The sequence below is a fragment of the Ruegeria sp. HKCCA4008 genome, from assembly GCF_013033125.1.
In the GTDB taxonomy this organism is placed as follows: Bacteria; Pseudomonadota; Alphaproteobacteria; order Rhodobacterales; family Rhodobacteraceae; genus Ruegeria.
This window is the reverse complement of the sequence record NZ_WQDM01000007.1, coordinates 112,320-131,830: the sequence shown is the minus strand read 5'-3', so window position 1 is coordinate 131,830 and position 19,511 is coordinate 112,320. Positions and strand designations below refer to the sequence as shown.

The window sequence follows — 19,511 nt, the reverse complement described above, 5'->3', positions numbered from 1 at the left end:
GGAAGGGAAAGTCATGACCGAACCTGCCGACCTCGTAGCCGAGATCGAAGCGCTGGAAAACAAGCTGCAAGAGGCCAAGGCCTCGATCACCCGCCGCTTCATCGGGCAGGAGAGGGTCGTGGACCTGACGCTGACCGCACTTTTGTGCGGCGGCCATGCCCTGTTGATCGGTCTGCCGGGTTTGGGCAAGACACGCCTGGTCGAGACTCTGTCGACGGTGATGGGCCTGCATGGCAGCCGCATTCAGTTCACGCCCGATCTGATGCCCGCCGATATTCTTGGGTCCGAGGTTCTGGACACTGCCGACGATGGCAGCCGGCATTTCCGGTTCATTCCCGGCCCGATCTTCTGTCAGTTGTTAATGGCGGATGAAATAAACCGGGCAAGCCCGCGGACACAATCGGCACTGTTGCAGGCGATGCAGGAACGCACCGTTACCGTGGCAGGTGAAGATCGTTCATTGGGTACGCCGTTCCATGTGCTGGCAACGCAAAACCCGATCGAGCAGGAAGGCACTTATCCGCTGCCCGAAGCCCAGCTTGACCGGTTCCTGGTGCAGATTGACGTCGAATACCCCGACCGCCAGACCGAGCGGGATATTCTGCTGGCCACGACCGGGGTTGAAGAGGAAGAGGCGCATCAGATTTTCAGCAAGGAAGAGTTGCTGGCTGCGCAGGTCTTGTTGCGCCGGATGCCGGTCGGAGAATCCGTCGTTGAACTGATCCTTGATCTGGTGCGGGCTTTCCGCCCCGAAGAACCCGGTGTGTCCGAACGGGTTGCCGAAACCGTGGCCTGGGGCCCGGGCCCCCGTGCCGCGCAGGCGCTGATGATGACGGTGCGGGCGCGGGCCATGTTGCAGGGGCGCCTGGCGCCCAATGCCGAGGATGTTCTGGATATGGCGCGCCCGGTGCTCAGCCACCGGATGGCACTGAACTTTGCGGCAAGGGCGCGTGGTGACAGCCTTGCAGAGCTGATTGACTCGACCGCTGTCGGGCTGATCCGGACCGAGGCCGCGGCGTGAATGCCGAGCTGACCCTTCGCGAAAGATCCGAGGCCGAGGCATCGCGGCTGCCGCCCCTCTTGGCGCGGGCCGAGCACTTGGCCGGAACCGTTCTTCTGGGCGACCACGGTCGACGGCGGTCCGGAATGGGGGATGATTTCTGGCAATACCGCCCGGCGCAGGTCGGCGACAGCCGTCGCTTGATCGATCACCGCCGCTCGGCGCGGGGGGATCAGCAGTTCGTACGTGAACGGGAATGGCAGATCGCGCAATCCGTGATGCTATGGGTCGATCAGGGGGCTTCGATGCGGTTTGCGTCCGACAAGACCCTGCGGACCAAAGCGGATCGCGCCCGGCTGTTGGGGTTGGCGACATCCATCCTTCTGGTGCGCGGCGGTGAACGCGTAGGTCTGACCGGCACCACCTTGCCGCCCCGGCGCGGCAATGCGCAGATCATCCGGCTGGCACAGGCCTGGACCGAGGATGATCAAGCGGATTACGCCCCGCCCGAACACCGCGCCATGATCCCTCATGCCCGCGCCGTGTTCATCTCGGATTTTCTGGGCCCCATGGATGAGGTTGAACTTGCCCTGACCAAAGCCGCCGACCGTGGCGTGCGCGGCGTGGTTCTGCAAGTGCTGGATCCGGGTGAAGAGTCGTTTCCCTATCGCGGACGCACCATTTTCGAAAGCGTCGGAGGGTCTGTCCGACACGAAACGCTCAAGGCCGCCGAGCTGCGAGACCGTTATCTGGAGCGCCTGGCGCAGCGCAAGGACGCGCTGAGGCAACTGTGCCGAGCGACGGGCTGGCAACTGGGCCTGCACCACACGGGCGACAGCGCACAAGCGGCTCTGTTATGGCTTTATCGGGCCTTGGATGGGGGCACGCGATGACGGTTCTGGCGGGCATCGGCTTTACCGCGCCATGGGTGTTGCTGGGTTTTCTGACCCTGCCGATCCTGTGGCTGATCCTGCGCGCGGTTCCGCCCGCACCGATCCGCCGCTTGTTCCCGGCGGTCACGCTGCTGTTGGGCCTGAAGGACGACGAAAGCGTATCCGACCGCACCCCATGGTGGCTGCTGCTGCTGCGGATGCTGGCGGCGGCTGCGATCATCATCGGGCTGGCAGGGCCGGTTCTTAACCCGTCACGGGATGAAAGCGGAACCGGGCCGCTGCTGCTGGTGCTGGACGCCAGTTGGGCCGGAGCCGCGCGCTGGCCGGCGACACTTGACCAAATCGACACGCAACTGTCGGAGGCCGGGCGCGCGGGCCGAACGGTTGCAATTTTGCGCCTGACAGAACCGGAAACACCGGTATTTCAGGCGGCGGAAGCGTGGCGCGGGCGTTTGCCTGGGCTGACCCCGAACCCCTGGCAGCCGAATGCAGATCAGATTGCTCAGACCGTTGCCGCGTTGAACGCCGTTGACGGCGGATTTGATACCCATTGGTTCAGTGACAGGCTGGACTATGCGGACCACGCTGAACTGGTGTCCAGCCTTCAGGCGCGCGGAGATGTGACGGTCTATCAGGCGGCCTCCCGGCCTGTTGCGATCCGGCCTGCGGCCTATCAGGACGGGCTGATCCAATTGACCGTTCAGCGCGCGGGCCCCGGACCGGAAGACCGTGTGACGGTATTGGCGCAAGGCCGTGATCCGGCGGGCACGGCCCGGGTGCTGCATTCCGTTGAGCTGACCCTTGAAGCCGGCGAAACCACGGCGCAGGCCGATCTGGCGCTGCCATCGGAATTGCGCGCCCGTATCACGCGGTTTGAAATTCAGGGCCAAAGGTCCGCCGGGGCCGTGACCTTGACAGATGACAGCTTGCGTCGGCGTGAGGTTGCGCTGATTGCCGGAACCCGCAACCGTGAAGGGCTGGAGCTGTTGTCACCCCTGCATTACCTGACGCAGGTCCTGGTCCCGACCGCGGATTTTGTCGATGGCGGCCTGCTTGAGGTTCTGCCCGCCAACCCGGATGTGATCGTCCTGTCGGACGTGGCGCAGGTGTCGGAGCCAGAAGAGGCCGCTTTGATCGAATGGGTCGAACAGGGCGGGCTTCTGCTGCGTTTTGCCGGTCCGCGCATGGCGGCCAGCGATCTGGGCAGGGACACCGAAGACACCCTGTTGCCGGCGCGGCTGCGCAGCGGTGGACGATCCGTCGGCGGTGCGATGAGCTGGGGCGAAGCCAAGACGCTGGCTCCATTCCCCGAAAGCTCTCCGTTTTTCGGCCTGGATATCCCAAAGGACGTGGTTGTTTCGACCCAAGTCATGGCTCAACCAGACCCTAACTTGGCGGATCGCGTGATTGCTTCGCTGTCCGACGGGACTCCGTTGGTGACACGCAAGGCTTTGGGGCTTGGGCAGGTGGTGCTGTTTCACGTCACTGCGGATGCCGAATGGTCCAGCCTGCCGTTGTCGGGCCTATTCGTCGAGATGCTGGATCGTTTGGCCGTGGCTTCGGCAGCCAAGTCGCGGCAAGAATCGCAACTGCAAGGCACCACGTGGGAGCCGGTTCAGATCATGGACGGGTTTGGCGCCCTGTCAGATGCCGGAACCCTGGCCGGTGTGGATGGCGTTCAGCTGATCTCGGGCCGGATCGGACCAGATTTGCGTCCGGGTCTCTATGAAAGCGGAAAGCAGAAGCTGGCATTGAACGTGGTCTCGGAAGAAACCGAGCTGCGCCCGGTGACCTGGCCCGCCAATGTGCCGATCAAAGGGCAGGAGGTCAGCACGGAAACCCCGCTTGGTGGCCTGTTACTAAGCCTCGCACTGATCTTGCTGACGGTTGACGTGATTGCCTCGCTGGCCTTGTCGGGCAGGCTGGGTCTGGCGCGAACGGCGGCTGCCGCGCTGGCCGCTTTTCTGCTGGTGCCGGACGTACAGGCGCAGACGCCCGAAGATACCGAATTTGCCCTTGCCGCAACGCACGAGCTTGTGCTGGCGCATGTGCTGACTGGTGAGGCGCAGGTGGACGATATTGCCGAGGCCGGATTGCGGGGCTTGGCGCAAACCCTGTTCTTTCGCACCTCTGTCGAACCGGCGGACCCAATCGGCGTTGATCTGGAACGAGACGAGCTGGCATTCTTTCCGCTTCTCTATTGGCCCATTACGCCGAACCAGCCGCAACCTTCGGCCGAGGCGTATATCAAACTGAACGCCTATTTGCGTTCGGGTGGAATGATCCTGTTTGATACACGCGATGCGGATATTGCCGGTTTCGGCGCTTCCAGTCCGAATGGCCGCAAGTTGCAGCAACTGGCCGGACCGTTGAATATCCCTGCATTAGAGCCGATTCCCCGCGATCACGTCCTGACCAGAACATTTTATTTGCTCCAGGATTTCCCGGGCCGCTATTCCGGCGCAGAAGTCTGGGTCGAAGCTGCGCCCGGGGATGCAGAACAGATCGAAGGTATGCCTTTCCGAAACCTCAATGACAACGTGACACCGGTGGTTATCGGCGGCAATGACTGGGCCGGGGCCTGGGCCGTGGATCGCAACGGCCAGGCCCTTTTGCCTGTCGGTCGTGGGTATGCCGGGGAACGGCAACGCGAACTGGCCAATCGTTTTGGCGTCAATCTGGTGATGCACGTGCTGACCGGGAATTACAAATCCGATCAGGTCCACGTGCCCGCTCTTTTGGACAGGTTGGGACAATGACCGGAACCGTCATATTCGACCCGCTGATCCCGTGGCCGCTTTTGGCTGCTGTGGGGGCGATTGCCGCTGTCGGAGTAGCTCTGGCCTTGTGGCGCGGCTTGTCGGGCTGGGCCCTGCGGGGATTGGCGGCCCTGGTTGTCATCGCGGCGCTGTCCGGTCCGGTCTATCAAGTCGAAGACCGCGCGCCGCTGACGGATATCGTTTTGATGATCGAGGATGAAAGCGCCAGCCAGTCACTTTCGGACCGGGCCGAACAAACGGTGCAGGCCGCCGAAGATCTGGCCGCCGAGATCGAGGCGCGGGACAATACGGAACTGCGCCGCATTCGGGTCGGCGACGGTGACGGGGATGAGGGCACGCAGGTCATGGCCGCCCTGAATGAGGCCCTGGCCGAAGAACCGCGTGCGCGCATCGCAGGCATTCTGGTGATATCGGACGGGATCGTGCACGATGCCGATCAGGCACCGGAATTGCCGGCGCCGATGCATCTGCTGCAAACCGGGCGTGCGGACGACTGGGATCGCCGGCTTATCGTCCGAAATGCGCCTGCTTTTGCCATCATCGGTGAATCGGTGACTTTGACCCTGCGCGTTGAAGACAGCGGAGCAGCCCCCGCGGGTGCCGCAACAGCGCCGTTGGAGATTTCCGTGGATGGTGGTGAGCCTCAGCAACTGAGTATTCCAATCGGTCGGGATGTCGAACTGCCTGTCACCCTGCCTCATGGCGGGCGCAACGTGATCCAGTTTTCCGTGCCCCTGGCCGAAGGCGAGTTGACCGACCGCAACAACACCGCGCTGATCCAGATGAACGGCGTTCGGGATCGCCTGCGCGTACTGCTGGTCTCGGGTGAACCTCATCCGGGCGGGCGCACATGGCGCAACCTGCTGAAATCCGACAGCTCGGTCGATCTGGTGCATTTTACCATCCTGCGCCCGCCCGAGAAGCAAGACGGCGTGCCGGTGGACGAATTGTCTTTGATCGCCTTCCCGACCCGCGAGTTGTTTCTGGAAAAGATCAACGATTTCGATCTGATCATATTCGACCGCTACAAGCGGCGCGGCATCCTGCCTGCGATCTATCTGGACAACGTCACCAGTTATATCAATGACGGCGGCGCGGTTCTGATTGCGGCCGGTCCCGATTTCGCCGGAGCTGACAGCATTTTCCGGTCGCCGCTGGCGCCGATCCTGCCGGCGCAACCTTCCGCGCGTGTCTTCGAGGAACGCTTCGTTCCGAAGGTCAGCGAGTTGGGTCAGCGCCATCCGGTGACAACAAATCTGGGCGATTCCGAGGATTGGGGGGCCTGGTTGCGCCAGATCGATGTGAACCATCGCTCGGGCGAGGTTCTGATGACGGGCATTGACGAACGCCCCCTGCTGGTTCTGGACCGAGTGGGAGAAGGGCGTGTTGCGATGCTGGCATCGGACCACGCCTGGCTGTGGAGCCGCGGCTTTGAAGGCGGCGGCCCGCAACTGGAGCTTTTGCGCAGGTTGGCCCATTGGATGATGAAGGAACCCGAACTCGAGGAGGAGGCGCTGTGGGCCGAAGCCAACGGCCAATCCATGCGCATCATTCGACAGACGCTTGGGGATGATGTGGGTCCGGTGACTGTGACGCGCCCGAACGGCGAAACGCTGGAAATCACCTTGCAAGAGGTCTCTCCGGGGCGGTTCGAAGCGCAATACTATGGGCCCGAAATTGGTCTTTACCGTTTGCAGGAAGGTGACCACATGGCCGTGATCGGGCTTGGTCCCGCCGCGCCGAAGGAGTTTGAACGCACCATCGCAACGGGGGATGTTCTTGAACCGGTTCTGGCCGGCATGCGGGGCGGCGTGATCCGGGTGGAAGATGGGTTGCCGTCGATCCGCAACGTGCGCGCCGGGCGCCCGGCGGCTGGTCGGGGCTGGATCGGTCTGACCCCGCGCGATGCCTACGAGACTCGGGATGTTACCCAGGCGGGTCTGCTGCCACCTTGGCTGGTATTGCTGTTGGCAGGAGGTTTCCTGTTGGGCGGTTGGCTGCGCGAGGGGCGGCGCTAATCGATCCTGATTGACGCCCTGTCGGATTGACCTTGCGCATCCACCACGACAAGTGAGGTGAAGCCGGTCCCCGGATTTGGGATTTCAAACTCTCGTCGCCGCTGCCCGGTCAGCACCGGCACGCCATCTGCCAGTACGAAAAACGGCCCGACGCCGCCACGCAGTTTGACCGTCAGAGGTGCTCCTGACGTCTCTAACACGGCGTTATCGGGCGGGAACAGCAGGTCCGGCGCGGAAGGATCATCCTTGAAAGCTGTCGTGCGGGGGCGAAATCGCTGCAACGGCTGAGGCAATTGGGCCGCGCCCACAAGCAAGGTCGAAGGCGGCGGTGGGCGCAGGGGCGTGAGCTCGGGTTTCAACAGGTTGAAAGCCTCGGCCAACAGGGGTGCGGCAAGGTCGCCCCCGAATGCACCGGGAACAGGCGTTCCATCGGCGCGGCCCAGCCAGACCCCTATGACGTGCTGCCCGTCAAAGCCGATGGCCCAGGCATCGCGGTGGCCATAAGACGTGCCGGTCTTGTAGGCCAGCGACCCTGTTGCACCGCCTGCCGGTGGTGCAAGCCCGGCCAGAATGTCCGAAACCTGCCAGGCCGAAGTTTCCGACAGAACGCGCCGGGTGCGCTGGGCGTCTGCCAGAACGTCATGATGCAGGATCGGGCCTGTTCCGCCAGCTGCCAGAGTGGCGTAAAGCTGTACCAGATCGTGCAGGCTCAACCCCACGCCACCCAAAGAAATCGCCAATCCGGGTGTTGCGCCATTCAGGCGTGGCTCTGACCCGGCCAACCGCAAAGCCGTCATCAACCGAGCGGGCCCCAGCTCATTCGTCAGGCGCACGACGGGGATGTTCAGCGACAGCTGTAGGGCGTCCCGCACCCGGACATCGCCACGGAAGGCGCCGTCGAAGTTGCGCGGTGCGTATCGGTCAAACATTACGGGGCTGTCGCTGATCAGGGTCTCGGGATGGGCCAGCCCCTGATCGAAGGCCAGCCCGTAGACCAGAGGTTTCAGGGTCGATCCGGGCGACCGTACGGCCCGGGTCATATCCACGAACCCCTGACGGGCATCTTGATACCCGGCAGATCCGACCGATGCCAGAACCTCGCCGCTGCGATGGTCGGCCACGATCAGAGCCCCGGAAACGCGTGGTCCGACGCGGGTGGCGGCCTGGGCCACCAAGATTTCCAGCCGGGCCTGCAATCCGGCATCCAGGGTCAGATCGAAGGCCTGGATTGCGGGTGCTTGCCGCCTTGCGCGGTCAGTCAGATGGGGTGCAAAGCGCGGAAACGGATTCATCCGATCCGGAAGGGGTTCGGTCATGGCCGCGCGCGCTTCGGCATCGGTCAGGACGGTGTGGCGCACCAGCCTGTTCAGAACCCGGTCGCGGGCCTGTCGGGCAGCCTCTGGCCTGCGATCCGGGCGCCGCGCCTCGGGGGATTGCGGCAACGCAACCAACAGGGCGCTTTGCGCGGGGGTCAGCCGCGTGGCGTCCTTTCCAAACCACGCGCGGGCGCCGGCACGGAGCCCTTCCAGATTGCCACCATAGGGGGCATGGGTCAGATAAAGGTTCAGGATTTGCTGTTTGCTCAGACGCCGCTCCAACGCCAATGCGACTCGGATCTGGCGAAATTTCCCGCTCCAGCGCCCGGTTGGGCCATCTTCGATCAACCGCGCCACCTGCATGGTCAGGGTGGACCCGCCCGACACGTTGCGCCCGTTCCACAGGCTCTGCCCCGCAGCCCGCAGCATCGCGATGAGGTCCACTCCGGCGTGGGACCAAAACCGTTTATCCTCGTACCGGATCAGCATCGCGATGAAATCCGGGTCAACTGCGCCGGGCCGCAGCCTCCAGATGCCATCCTCGACTGGAAACGCCCGCAGAAGGTCGCCATTACGGTCCCGCATCTCGACCGAAGTTTCAGCCAGAACGGAAGGCAGGGTTGTGGCATCGACCCAGCGGTCAACACCATCCCGTGCCAGTGCCGTCAGGTAGAGTGCTCCGGCCAGCGCAAACAAGAGCTTCGTTCGCTTAGGCATGACGACCACCCAAACAAGGGTATGGCGCAAGGCCGGTCACTGGATCGCGACCCGTCCGGTAGATGTCCGCGCCCGGTTCTGCGGGCGGTACATGTCCTCGACCGAGGCTGCCGGATGATGGAACACGCCAGGTGTCACGGCGCGCGCCACGTAGGCCAGCGTCACGGTTTCACGACCGGATAAATCAACGGCGGCCAGGAACCGGTCCGAGCGGAACTCGGTATGGGTGGCGTCGGACAGATCCAGCCAGTCCAGCGATCGGACATCGCCCGAGCGCAGCAGGCTTGGGTTATCAATCTCGATCCCGGCGGCCAGTGGATCGTTCACCATCAGCCGCGCACCGCCGTTTTCGAACGGTGTTATTTGCAGCACAGTGACGAACCGATCACCCGCGGCAAAGCTGTTTGAATCGATCAGATCGCCATCCATCGAGTAATACCGCCGTTCGATTGCATAGCCGGTGCCGCCTGCCTCGGGCGGAACCTCCGGGATGCCTGTGACCGTCAAGGTGATATCCGTCGCCTGACCGTCGCCGGCCGTGACGTTGATCTCGTCCGCCTGTCCGGATTGCAGAACTTTCACGAACGGACCGGAAACCGGCGCCCCGTTGACCATCAAGCCCGACCCCGTTGGGTCAGACACAAGCGCGTGCGCCGCCAGCAATGACCACGTGGCCTCCTGCGTGGACAGCGGCGTGCGGCCCGTGCTCACCCGTTGGATCAAAGCATCGCGGTCGATCGCCTCGCTGCCCGCGTCCACGGCAAGGGTCAACAGACCGGCCGCATCCCGCAGGTGGGTGCCGTAGTCAGCGCGCCAGACGTTCTGTTGCTGGTTCCGTTGCCGATCATCCAGCATTCGCGCGGCACGGTTGAACATCGCATCCGCGCGGGTCTGGTCGCCGTAAGAGGCCAGAGCTGCGCCCAATTGCGCCGCCGCCAGAGGGGTGTCGAAGGCATCCCCTTTGACATCCGCGTAATAGCGCAGATCGCCCATCGAGGCCGCGCCTTCCCGCGCAAGAACCATCAGGGCATAGGCGATGTCCTGACCGCCTTCGTCGAAATCAGGCGCGTAATTGACCCTGTTCCGAAGATTGTCCATCGCCTGAGCAAACGCCCGGTCCGGCACGGGATGCCCCTGAATGCGGGCACGGGACAGGAAATCGGTCACATAGGCGTCCAGCCAGAAATCCCCGCTGTCTGCGCGCCACAGGCCAAAGGCGCCGTTTGCGGCCTGACGGGTCAGGATACTGCGGATCGAATCGGCGATGCGTTGATCCACAACCGGGCCATCCCCCAGCCCCGTTGCTTGCGCAACGGATGACAGGTACAGCAACGGCAGCGCTTTGCTGGTGATCTGTTCGGTGCAGCCATAGGGGTAATGGTTCAGCTGATCCAGCAGACCGGGCGTGTCGAATTTGGCCAACGCTCCGGCGGACAGGATGGCCTTGGCTGAACCCGGCTGGAACCCGTCAAACACATCCTGAGAAAACAGGAAGCTATCGCCTGCGCCCAAGGCAAAACGCCGCGTCTGTGCAATCACCGGGTCATTGGCCCGCACCGGCATGCGCAGGGTTTGCGACAGGTCGCGCCCATCAGGTGTGGTGATCGATACGCTGATTTCAGGATCGCCGATGGCGCTGGCCGTGATCGGGATCTCGAAAACCGCCTTGCCACCGTCCTCCAGCACAAAGCTGGCCGGTGCCGCGCCCAGTTCCAAACCATCGGAGGCGGTCAGCCCAAGTGCCATTTCTCCGGGTGTGGCATCTGCATGGACGATCTCAAGACGCATCCGGCTTTGATCGCCCGGGGCAAGGAAGCGCGGAAGGCTGGCGGTGACGACCACCGGGTCGCGGACGATCATTTCAGCCTCGGCCTGACCGACGGCTTTGCGCGACCACGCGACGGCCATCAACCGGACGGTTCCGTTGAAGGCGGGAAGGGGAATGTCGATCTCAACCTCTCCATCCGCGCCGATCTCGACCGGGCCACTGAACACGGCCATCAGGTCTTGTGTCGGTGGCGGAGACTGGCGTCGCATCCCGCTGTCATTGTCGCCGCCCGAGCGCACTGTGCCCATGGCTCCGTTCATGCCGTCGATCAGTCGCCCGTAGACATCCCGCAGATCAACACCCAGGCGGCGTTGCCCGAAATAGTATCCTTGCGGGTCCGGGCTTTTGAACCCGGTGAGGTTAAGAATGCCCACGTCGACGGCGGCCAGCGTCAGCCAGACCGGTTCGTCGTCCACGGAATTTTCGACCCTGATACGGGCTTTTTGCGTCTGACGCGGTGCGGTGACCTCGGGCACATCGACAGTTACGGAAAGTCTGCGGTCCCCTGGATCGATGCTGGCATGGGCCACGCCCATCGCCCGCGCGGGGTTCCGACCAGCTGCAACATCCATTGGGCGGATCACGGTTGCGGTGACATAAGCCCCGGCGCCCCAATCCTGGGTCACCTCAATCGGGATCAGAGTTTCCCCTTCGGGCACCTCCACGATCTGGCGATGGATCAGACGGTTCGAAAGGACTTCGATCTGAGCGACACCGGCCATGCGGGGCACGATCCGCAACTGCGCGGTATCCCCGATGCGATAGCTGTCGCGATCCAACGACATTTCCAGCCGGTCCGGCGTGGTCGATGCATCGGCGGCCTGATACCAGCCCGCATAGAAATCGACGGCGGTTTCGGTATATGTTCCGTCAACTCGCTGCACCACCAGTTCATAGCGCCCCCATTCCACCGGTTGGGTCAGTGTCAGAGGGTCAGAGGAGACGTCTACCTCGCCGGTGGCGACACGGCTGCGGCGCGTTGTCGGTTCCCAGTTCCAGTCGCCGTGAAGCTGGTACCACTGATAGCGCGTTTCTATCTTGTTCAGCGTCCAGCGGAGATGCATCGGAATGGGCGTCAACTCAGGAGACAGGCCAACGATCTCGAATGCAGCTTCGGTGCCTTCCGGAATGACTTCGTCGAACAGAGGTTTGACACCAATAACAGGGTGCGGCGGCAGGACGGGCGCGGTCAGGCGACGCTCGACCGGGCGGCCTGAGCCATCGGCAAGCCGGGCGACGATTTCGGCCTCGATTGGCTTTGCTTCAGTCTCTAACACGGGGATTTTGACCGCCATGGTCGCGTGCCCGGTTGCGTCTGTGCGCGTGTCTCCGAAATATGTGCTCTTGATCGAGGTTTCTGCATCATAGCGGCCAAAGCGATACCCGTCGTAGCCCGGGACCGTGTCCGCCGGGCGGGCGATGACCTGCCCGTCAATGCTCAGGTCCGACCCCGGCGCTCCAAACAGATAGCGCGCGTCGATCGCGAGCGGTGGACTGTCGCCGGGGCGCAAGGGTGCGTCGGGCAGGGTCAGTTCGAAATCGATACGCTCGGGCAGGAAATCCTCGACAAGAACGGTCTGACGCGCCAGCGCATCGCCCTTGGGATCGGATTTGATTTCAATCTTCCATGCGCCGCGCGGTACGTCTGCGGCCACGGGCAGGGCAAAGACATGGCCCCCGGCAACACCGCCATCCGAGACAGACCGGCGGTATTCCACCCCGTCCGGGCGATACAGGATCGCCGTCAGAGGCAGGCCCTCGATGGCCTGCGCCTTGCCATCGCGGGACAGGGCGGTGACATGGATCACTTCGCCGGCCCTATAGGCACCTCGGTCGGTGGTCAGGAAGACATCGACCGGCCCCGCCGGTGCGCGCCCTTCAACGCTGCGATCCGACAGGTCAAAGGCAGGATCGGTCAGCGAGAGAAAGCTGAAATCCCTATCATCGATTGCCGCCGTCACCAGAGCAGGCGCGCTGGCCCCTTTGCCGCGTGTCAGGCCGGGATCGAACCTTGCATAGCCGGTTTCATCGGTCTGTGCCGATGCGATGACGGCGTTCGCCCCTGAGATCAGCGAAACTTCGACACCTTCGCGCGGTGCCGCGTCGCTTAGCCCGCGCACGGTCACGTGCAGCCCGTCAGTGCCCAGGGCGGTGCTGATCCCCAGATCAGAAAGCACAAACCATTGCGTTGCGCCGGGATCGTCATAGGGATCGGCCCCCGGAACCCGGGCGGTCAATGCATAGATACCCGCAGGTTGATCCGAGATCGCTTCGGCCATGGGAAGACGTGCCGTCATGGTTTGGTTCAACTGGTTTGAAACCTCGGCAGTACCCGTCCAGATGTCTTGGGCAATCTGGTCCGAGAATTCTTCCTCCTGCCATTCGCTGAGCGGGCGGCCGAAAAAATCCTGTTGCACGGCACGCAAAAGGTTCCGGTCGCTGACCCGCCGCAGGGTCAGGTCAAGTTCGGTGACATTGACCGTTTCGACGGGCAAGGCCGCGTCGGCTGATTTCGGAAGGACATAGCTGCGCCCGGGAAACCGAACCGAAGGCGTCCGGTCGCGTACATAATGGGTCAGTTCGATGCTGCGATTCAGTGCTTCGCCCGAGGCGGCAGGCAAGCCTTCGCGCAATTTCAGGCGATAACGCTGGCCATGCGCGACCCCATCGACGCAAAGCTGGCTGTCCTCGGCCTGCACGACCAGCCCGTCGGCGTCACGTTGAACGAAGGGATCATAGTCGACCCCGGCCTTGACCAGCGATTCCGAGAATTCGATACAGATCCTGGGTGCTGCCGCATCGCTTTCGACCGAGCTGTCGACCACGCGGAAACCGTATTTGCCGATCGCTTTGTCCAATGAGGACAGCACGTCTTCGCGCGGCTGCACCTGCTCGGCCAACCGAAGAACGGGAATCATGTCGCGCCCGCGCTCAACCTCTTCCAGGGCGTCCGCAAGGGTCATCAGGGCAGCGATCTGGGTGCCGGGGGTTTCGGCGCGCAGATAGCCATTGATCGCCGCATTCAGCGCGCGGTTGCGCAGGTCGCGCCGCTCGTTCCAACCCGAAGGGTTCATGGCCAGCAGCAGGTGCGCATATTCCACCCAAAGATCCGCGCTGTCGCTCAGCGATACGGCGACACCGGTCCACTGCATCGCTTGTGCGACACTGCCCGCGTCGCGCGCCGCATCCAGTACGGCCCGCAGATCATACCCCCCTGCCGGGTGCAGGAATCCCAGATCACGGGCTTGTTTTCTTGCGTGCCCCAGATCGTCAGAACTCAGGACGCTCAGCGCTTGTGCGCGCGTTTTTCCCAAGGTTAGGGTCTGTTCGCTGCTTGGCACCTTTTGCGCGGACAATGCGCCTTGATACGCCTCTTGTCGGTTCACGCCACTTTTGGGAAAGCAGGCATCGGATCGAGTGTTGTAGGTGAACGCCGTACATTGCGCGTTGGCCGAGCAGGCCTGAATACAGGACTTCAGATCGGTGTCAAACAACGGATCCAGATCCGACCCGTAAAAATCCGTGTCCCGAGAGGTGACATAGCGGAACTCGGGCACCGCAATCTGCGCCAGAACGGCAGTGGGAAGGATCAGAAGGCAAATTATGTAAGTTATTGAAATAAAAACAAAGCGGTGCATCGTGCTCTCCTCTTTGCGCTCAACCTTGCATGGCGCGCGCCTGTAGCGCAACGGCTTAAGTAGTTTTTCATTCTCTGTCGCGATGCTGAGATCCGAACGTCCCGGAATCGATCAAAATGAGTCTTGCAAACAAACTGGCACAGGAACGGCGTGCGCGTCTGGCAGCCGAACGAATGCTTGCCTTGAAACAGGCCGAACTTTCGGCCGCCAATCGCAAACTGGGCCAACACGCCATGGCGTTGACCAGGCGCATTGGTGAAACTCAGGCCGAAGTTGAAACTGTTCGCGGCGAAAACGAAAAGGTCAAATCCGATCTCACCGTCGCTCATGCCAAGATCGAGATTGCCGAACGCCGCCTCTGGCATTCGATCCAGACCATTCAAGACGGGTTTGCATTCTTTGACGGCGACAGCAGGCTCATCAGCGCAAACGCTGCATATCTCAGCGTGTTTGAAGGGCTGGATGAGGTGGTGCCAGGGATTTCCTACCAGCGCATTCTGCAATTGCTGACCACCGAAGGAATTGTCGATACCGGTGACGAAACTGCCGAGGAATGGCAGGCCAGAATGCAGGCACGCTGGAATCGGGCCAATCCACCTCCGATCGTCATGCAACTGTGGAACGGTCACTACATCCGCCTGATCGATCAGCGTGGCAGCGGCGGTGACGTGGTCAGCCTGGCGCTCAACATCACCGCCTCGGTCCGGCACGAAACAGAACTGAAGGCTGCCCGCGAACGGGCGGAAGCAGCCAACAGGGCCAAATCAGCCTTTCTCGCCAATATGAGCCACGAAATCCGCACGCCGATGAATGGTATCGTGGGTATGGCCGAACTGCTTGATGAATCTCCGCTGGACGAAGAACAGCGGCTCTATGTCAACACGATCCGCAATTCGGGTGAGGCGTTGTTGGTCATCATCAACGACGTGCTTGATTACTCCAAGATCGAGGCGGACAAACTGGTTCTGCACCCTGAACCCTTCGATCTGGAGCGCTGCATTCTTGAAGTCGCAATGCTGTTGCAGCCAAGCGTGCGCGACAAGGGGCTCACGTTGCTTGTGGATTACGACCTGTTCCTGCCCACCCTTTTCGTGGGCGATCCGGGCCGAATACGGCAGGTTCTGACCAATCTGGTCGGCAACGCAGTCAAATTCACCACGGAAGGGCATGTCCTGGTCCGTGTGACAGGCGTTCCGCATGCTCAGGCTCAGACATGCGACATCCATGTTGCCATCGAAGATACCGGCATCGGTATCGATGCGGACAAGATCAACCACGTTTTTGGTGAGTTCAATCAGGTCGAAGATGAACGCAATCGTCAATTTGAAGGTACCGGGTTGGGTCTTGCGATCACCAGGCGCCTGATCACCATGATGGGCGGTTCAGTCTGGGTCGAAAGCGAACCGGGTCGGGGATCCTGTTTCGGGTTCAGGGTGTCGCTGCCCACGGCAGAAGGCCCACAGCCCGAGCCTCCGAAACTGGCGGATTGCGTGAAACACGTCATGGTGGTCGAGGATCTGGCCGTAAACCGGGCCATTCTGGCGAAACAACTTGGCCGTTTGGGGGCCGAAGTGACGGTTTGCGCATCAGGGGCCGAGGCGCTGGCAGAAATGCATGACGCGATTGAACTTGTCCTGTGCGATCATGATCTGCCGGATATGGATGGCTTGGATCTTGCCGTCACCCTCAAAGACCGTGGGTGGGGCGACGCCTCGGTCATCGTGATGTCTGCAAATCCATCTCTGATCCACACGCACCCAGCCCGCGAACTGATCGACGGTGTGTTGCAGAAGCCGATCCCCAGGGCCGAGTTGTATTCCAGGCTCGTGGCTCTCAAGGACATCCCGCCGCCAGAACGTCGTTCGACGCAGCGAAAACCCGTCTCTGACGGCCGAGAAACCAAGGTCTTGGAAACAAGGCGCATGAAGGTACTTGCGGCCGAGGACAATCTTACCAACCAGCTGATCCTGAAAAAGATGGTCAAAGACCTGCATATAGATCTGCGATTTGCGTCCAATGGAATAGAAGCCGTCAAGATCTTTCAGGAATTTGACCCGGACTTGATCTTCATGGACATATCGATGCCAAAAATGGACGGCAAACAGGCCACTGCTGAAATCCGCAGGCTTGAGGTCGAAACAGGGCGTCATGTCCCGATCGTCGCCTTGACGGCTCACGCAATGGCCGGTGACGATCAGGGTATCCTGTCCGCGGGGTTGGATCACTACATGACGAAACCGCTGCGCAAAAACCACATTCATCAAATGATCCTGCAACACCAACCGGATGGCGTATGCGAAGTCATGGACAATCACCTCGCCCAGAAACATGCACCCATGTGTGACCGCAAACAGGATCCCACTTCATCTGGCTGAAAATATCCCGGGGAGCGCGAGGGGCTGGCCCCTCGCCCGGACCCACGGCCCAAAACCGTGGAAGGAAGTATCGATCAGGCTGTCAGGGTCTCAGGCCGAATAAGGTCGAACAAAGACAGGTTTATCCTTTTCCGACAGGTCAGCACGATACGCGTAACCGCCCGTATCGAAATCCAGCAAGGCATCGGGGTCGGTCAGGCGGTGCTGAATGACATATCGCGCCATTGCACCACGCGCCTTTTTGGCAAAGAAACTCACGATCTTCGGTGTGCCGTTCCTGTCTTCCATGAACACCGGCGAGATGACGCGCAATTTCAGCGCGTTCGGGTCCACGGCGCCGAAATACTCCTGACTGGCGCAGTTGATCAGAACGTCGCTGCCGATCATGTTGCCTTGTGCGTTCAGAGCTTTGCTCAGCTGGTCGCGCCAAAACTCGTAAAGGTTTTTGCCGCGCCGTGTTTTCAGCTTGCTGCCCATCTCCAGCCTGTAGGGCTGTATCGCATCGAGTGGCCGCAATACACCATAGAGACCGGAGAGGATGCGCAGATGATCCTGTGCCCATGCTAGTTCGTCAGGATCGAGCGAAGCTGCTTCCAGACCCTGATAGGTGTCCCCCGCAAAGGCCAGCGCGGCCGGGCGCGTTGCATCGGCGTCTGGCATGTCGGAAAAAGCACGATAGCGATCGCGGTTCAGACGCGCCAGATCATCGCTCAGACCCATCAGCTTTTTCAGATCTCCAAGGGTCAGATTGCGCGCGGTTTTGGACAGTCTGATCGCATCATCCTGAAAATCGGGCTGTGTGACTTCAACGTCCCGCTCTGTCCAGTCCAGCCGTTTGGCCGGGGAAATCACTACCAGCATACCTGCCCTCTTTCCTTACCTGTCCCGGCGTATCTAGCCCGCCTCACGCAGCACGTCCAGAAAGGCGGTGCCAAACCTTTCGTGACGCCGGTCGCCCAGCACCTGTTCAAGCCCGCGCAGGTCATCCGGGCGCATCTGTGCCACCTTTGCCAGTTGCGAGGCCGAGCAGGTCAGAGGCTTGTCTATCCCGTCGGGACCGCGGGACAATTGGGACTGTACTTCCAGCAAGCGGTCATAGATGTCGCCCTGATCGCGACCGGCCAGCTTGCGGCGCGCCGGGTGCAACGCCTGGGCCTCGCCCGCGATCACTTCAAGGAAGGTGTCGCCATAGCGCTCCAGCTTCTTGGCGCCGACGCCGCCGATCCGGGCCATCTCGTCCAGCGTCATGGGGCGCTTTTCCGCCATTTCGATCATGGTGCGATCCGGGAAAATGACATAAGCCGGAACCCGGGCGGATTCTGCCAAAGCGCGTCTTTTGGCCTTGAGAGCCGACAGCAAGGGCGCATCTTCTTCGGACACCATGGCTTTCACGGCGGGGCGACGGGTTGCCTTGCGCAGGGCGTCCTTGCGCAGGTTGATCTTTGCCTCGCCCTTGAGAATAGGTTTGGCGGCCTCGGTCATGCGCAAGGCCCCGTGACGTTCGGGGTCGGGGCGCACCAGATCGTGCCCCATCATCTGGCGGAATATCGCCTGCCATTGCGCGCGCGACCAGTCCTTGCCGATGCCCCAGGTGGACAGACCATCATGACGACGGGCGCGGATCTTGTCGGTCTCGTTCCCCAGAAGGATGTCGATCAAATGACCGCTGCCAAACCATTCCTCGGTGCGAAGAATCGCGGACAAGGCCATTCGGACGGGTGTTGTGCCATCAAATACTTCGGGCGGTGTATCGCACAGGTCGCATTTGCCGCAGGGTGCGGCCTGTTCCCCGAAATAGCCCAACAGCGTCTGGCGGCGGCAGTGCAGCGCTTCGGCCAACCCCAGCAGCGCGTTCAGCCGCGCATGATCCGCCATGCGGCGTTCGGGTGGCGCCAGCCCCTCGTCAATCTGGGATCGCCGCAAACGTATATCGTCGGGGCCGAACAGAGTCAGGGTCTCGGCCGGCCCGCCGTCGCGTCCGGCGCGGCCGATCTCCTGGTAATAAGCCTCGATGGATTTCGGCAGGTCCGCATGGGCGACCCAGCGGATGTCGGGCTTGTCGATGCCCATGCCAAAAGCCACGGTGGCCACCACGATCAGCCCGTCCTCGCGCGCGAAACGGGTTTCGACGATGCGGCGGTCCTCGGCTTCCATCCCACCGTGATAGTGGCAGGCGCTGTGGCCCTGTTCGCGCAGCGCCTGCGCCAGCACTTCCGTCTTGTTGCGGGTGCCGCAATAGATGATGCCCGACTGGCCCCGGCGCGCGTCGGCGAAATCCAGGATCTGCCTGCGCGGGCTGTCCTTGGCGGCAAAGGCCAGGTGGATGTTCGGCCGGTCGAAGCCCCGCAGAAACTTGCGCGGGGGTGTGCCGTCGAACAGTTTCTCGACGATTTCGTCCTGGGTTTCCGCATCCGCCGTGGCGGTGAAGGCGGCCAGGGGCACGTTCAGCGCGCGCCGCAGCTCTCCGATCCGCAGATAGTCGGGGCGGAAATCATGGCCCCACTGGCTGACGCAATGGGCCTCGTCCACCGCGATCAGGCTGACATTGATCCGCCGCAACATGCCCAGTGCCGACCCGGCCGCCAGCCGTTCGGGCGCCATGTAAAGCAGTTTCAGCCGCCCGGCCTCAAGCGCCTCCCACACGGCATCTGTTTCCTCGGGGGTGTTGCCCGAGGTCAGCGCGCCGGCTTCGACCCCGGCTTCTTGCAGCCCCCGCACCTGATCGCGCATCAGGGCGATCAGCGGCGAGATCACCACCGTCACCCCGTCGCGCAGCAGGGCAGGCAGTTGATAACAAAGGGATTTTCCGCCGCCCGTGGGCATGATGGCCAGCACATTCTGGCCGGCGGTTACGGCATCTACGATCTCTTCCTGCCCGGGGCGGAATTCATCGAATCCAAAGACATCTCGCAGCAGAGGCGCGGCGTCGAACATGTGCGGGGGTGC

9 protein-coding genes are annotated in these 19,511 nt (G+C 62.2%); 5 read left to right on the top strand and 4 right to left on the bottom strand.

From position 1 onward, the window contains the following. The first annotated feature begins 13 nt into the window (after positions 1-13). The 4 genes from GOW60_RS15605 to GOW60_RS15590 are packed head-to-tail and all read left to right on the top strand — an operon-like array spanning position 14 to position 6,691. Positions 14-1,021: a MoxR family ATPase gene (locus tag GOW60_RS15605; protein ID WP_152459465.1), complete on the top strand. Its 1,008-nt coding sequence runs from the start codon at positions 14-16 to the stop codon at positions 1,019-1,021. Continuing rightward, the gene (locus GOW60_RS15600) at positions 1,018-1,893 is read left to right on the top strand and encodes a DUF58 domain-containing protein (protein WP_171229984.1); all 876 of its coding nucleotides are present in this window, start codon (positions 1,018-1,020) and stop codon (positions 1,891-1,893) included. Before GOW60_RS15605 ends, GOW60_RS15600 begins: the two co-directional genes overlap by 4 nt. Continuing rightward, the gene (locus GOW60_RS15595) at positions 1,890-4,652 is read left to right on the top strand and encodes a DUF4159 domain-containing protein (protein ID WP_171229983.1); all 2,763 of its coding nucleotides are present in this window, start codon (positions 1,890-1,892) and stop codon (positions 4,650-4,652) included. Before GOW60_RS15600 ends, GOW60_RS15595 begins: the two co-directional genes overlap by 4 nt. Continuing rightward, positions 4,649-6,691: a hypothetical protein gene (locus GOW60_RS15590; RefSeq protein WP_171229982.1), complete on the top strand. Its 2,043-nt coding sequence runs from the start codon at positions 4,649-4,651 to the stop codon at positions 6,689-6,691. The genes GOW60_RS15595 and GOW60_RS15590 overlap by 4 nt, the downstream gene beginning before the upstream one ends. Here GOW60_RS15590 and pbpC read toward each other — a convergent pair. Together pbpC and GOW60_RS15580 are read right to left on the bottom strand one after the other, a co-directional pair. Then, positions 6,688-8,724: a penicillin-binding protein 1C gene (gene pbpC / locus GOW60_RS15585; protein WP_171229981.1), complete on the bottom strand. Its 2,037-nt coding sequence runs from the start codon at positions 8,722-8,724 to the stop codon at positions 6,688-6,690. The genes GOW60_RS15590 and pbpC overlap by 4 nt on opposite strands. 36 nt (positions 8,725-8,760) lie before the next feature. Further along, positions 8,761-14,190 carry an alpha-2-macroglobulin family protein gene (locus tag GOW60_RS15580; protein ID WP_171229980.1) on the bottom strand — a complete coding sequence of 1,810 codons (5,430 nt, stop codon included), beginning with the start codon at positions 14,188-14,190 and terminating at the stop codon, positions 8,761-8,763. A 116-nt stretch (positions 14,191-14,306) separates the two neighbouring features. Here GOW60_RS15580 and GOW60_RS15575 point away from each other — a divergent pair, with 116 nt between their 5' ends. Next, the gene (locus tag GOW60_RS15575) at positions 14,307-16,565 is read left to right on the top strand and encodes a response regulator (protein ID WP_171229979.1); all 2,259 of its coding nucleotides are present in this window, start codon (positions 14,307-14,309) and stop codon (positions 16,563-16,565) included. 90 nt (positions 16,566-16,655) lie between these two features. On the opposite strand, the gene yaaA is transcribed toward GOW60_RS15575, so the two are convergent. Both yaaA and recQ read right to left on the bottom strand, forming a co-directional pair. After that, a complete protein-coding gene (yaaA, locus tag GOW60_RS15570) occupies positions 16,656-17,426 on the bottom strand; it encodes a peroxide stress protein YaaA (RefSeq protein WP_171229978.1) in 771 nt (256 codons plus the stop codon). Between the two features lie 33 nt (positions 17,427-17,459). After that, positions 17,460-19,499, bottom strand: coding sequence for a DNA helicase RecQ (recQ, locus tag GOW60_RS15565; protein ID WP_171229977.1), 2,040 nt, complete (start codon positions 19,497-19,499; stop codon positions 17,460-17,462). Positions 19,500-19,511 lie beyond the last annotated feature (12 nt).

Excerpts from the sequence above, each read along its gene's own strand:
- GOW60_RS15605 (WP_152459465.1), top strand. The coding sequence starts at position 14 with ATGACCGAACCTGCCGACCTCGTAGCCGAGATCGAAGCGCTGGAAAAC.
- GOW60_RS15595 (WP_171229983.1), top strand. The coding sequence starts at position 1,890 with ATGACGGTTCTGGCGGGCATCGGCTTTACCGCGCCATGGGTGTTGCTG.
- GOW60_RS15590 (WP_171229982.1), top strand. The coding sequence starts at position 4,649 with ATGACCGGAACCGTCATATTCGACCCGCTGATCCCGTGGCCGCTTTTG.
- pbpC (WP_171229981.1), bottom strand. The coding sequence starts at position 8,724 with ATGCCTAAGCGAACGAAGCTCTTGTTTGCGCTGGCCGGAGCACTCTAC.
- GOW60_RS15580 (WP_171229980.1), bottom strand. The coding sequence starts at position 14,190 with ATGCACCGCTTTGTTTTTATTTCAATAACTTACATAATTTGCCTTCTG.
- GOW60_RS15575 (WP_171229979.1), top strand. The coding sequence starts at position 14,307 with ATGAGTCTTGCAAACAAACTGGCACAGGAACGGCGTGCGCGTCTGGCA.
- yaaA (WP_171229978.1), bottom strand. The coding sequence starts at position 17,426 with ATGCTGGTAGTGATTTCCCCGGCCAAACGGCTGGACTGGACAGAGCGG.
- recQ (WP_171229977.1), bottom strand. The coding sequence starts at position 19,499 with ATGTTCGACGCCGCGCCTCTGCTGCGAGATGTCTTTGGATTCGATGAA.